This is a genomic window from Cobetia sp. UCD-24C (assembly GCF_001306765.1).
GTDB classification, from domain to species: domain Bacteria; phylum Pseudomonadota; class Gammaproteobacteria; order Pseudomonadales; family Halomonadaceae; genus Cobetia; species Cobetia amphilecti.
The window spans coordinates 1-882 of record NZ_LJTD01000035.1 but is presented as its reverse complement, the minus strand read 5'-3'; the positions used below and the strand labels follow the sequence as shown (position 1 = coordinate 882).

General features: G+C 46.8%; 1 protein-coding gene. It reads left to right on the top strand.

Going from position 1 to position 882, the window contains the following annotated elements; genetic code table 11:
* On the top strand, positions 1–882 hold an 882-nt coding region (locus AOG28_RS17430), incomplete at both ends, for a proton-conducting transporter transmembrane domain-containing protein (RefSeq protein ID WP_268750743.1).

Below are 882 nucleotides of genomic sequence, written 5' to 3'. Positions count from 1 at the left end.
TTACGAACTCGATCAAGTGATTGCCGCTGCTGATCAAATTCGTGCTCATAGCTTGTATCTTCCGGCGCTGCTTTTGGTTTTGCTGGGGGCCTTTACTAAATCAGCACAGTTTCCGTTCCAGTTTTGGTTGCCGCATGCAATGGCAGCGCCAACACCCGTGAGTGCCTACTTACACTCAGCAACTATGGTCAAAGCAGGTATCTTTTTACTAGCCCGTTTGTTCCCCGTGCTTGGTGGTACTCACGAATGGTTCACCATAGTCACCTTAACAGGTCTTGCTACTATGTTGTTCGGAGCCTACTTCGCCCTCTTCAAGTCGGACTTAAAAGGGCTACTAGCTTTTTCTACGATCAGCCATCTCGGTTTAATTACGATGCTATTGGGACTAGGCACCAGCGGAGCGATTTTTGCTGCTTTATTCCATATTTTAAATCATGCCACCTTTAAAGCCGGCCTGTTTATGATTGCTGGCATCATTGACCATGAAACTGGCACTCGTGACATGCGTAAACTAAGCGGCTTAAGAAAGTTTATGCCGGTGACCATGGTATTGGCGATAATCACTTCCGCGGCAATGGCTGGGGTACCGCTGTTTAACGGGTTTTTATCGAAAGAACTCATGTTTATGGAGAGCTATGAGCAGCAATTGTTTGGCGCATTGTCCTGGTTTGTACCCGTGTTAGTTACCCTGGGTGCGATGTTATCAGTCGCCTATTCGATTCGGTTTGTACATGACGTCTTTTTTGATGGTGAGCCAGTAAAACTCACCGTTACTCCACACGAGCCGCCGTTAATGATGCGGGTACCGGTTATTATTTTAGCAGCCTTGTGTGTGTTGGTTGGGTTGCTACCCATGTTATTTGTTCCCAACTTTTTACAGCC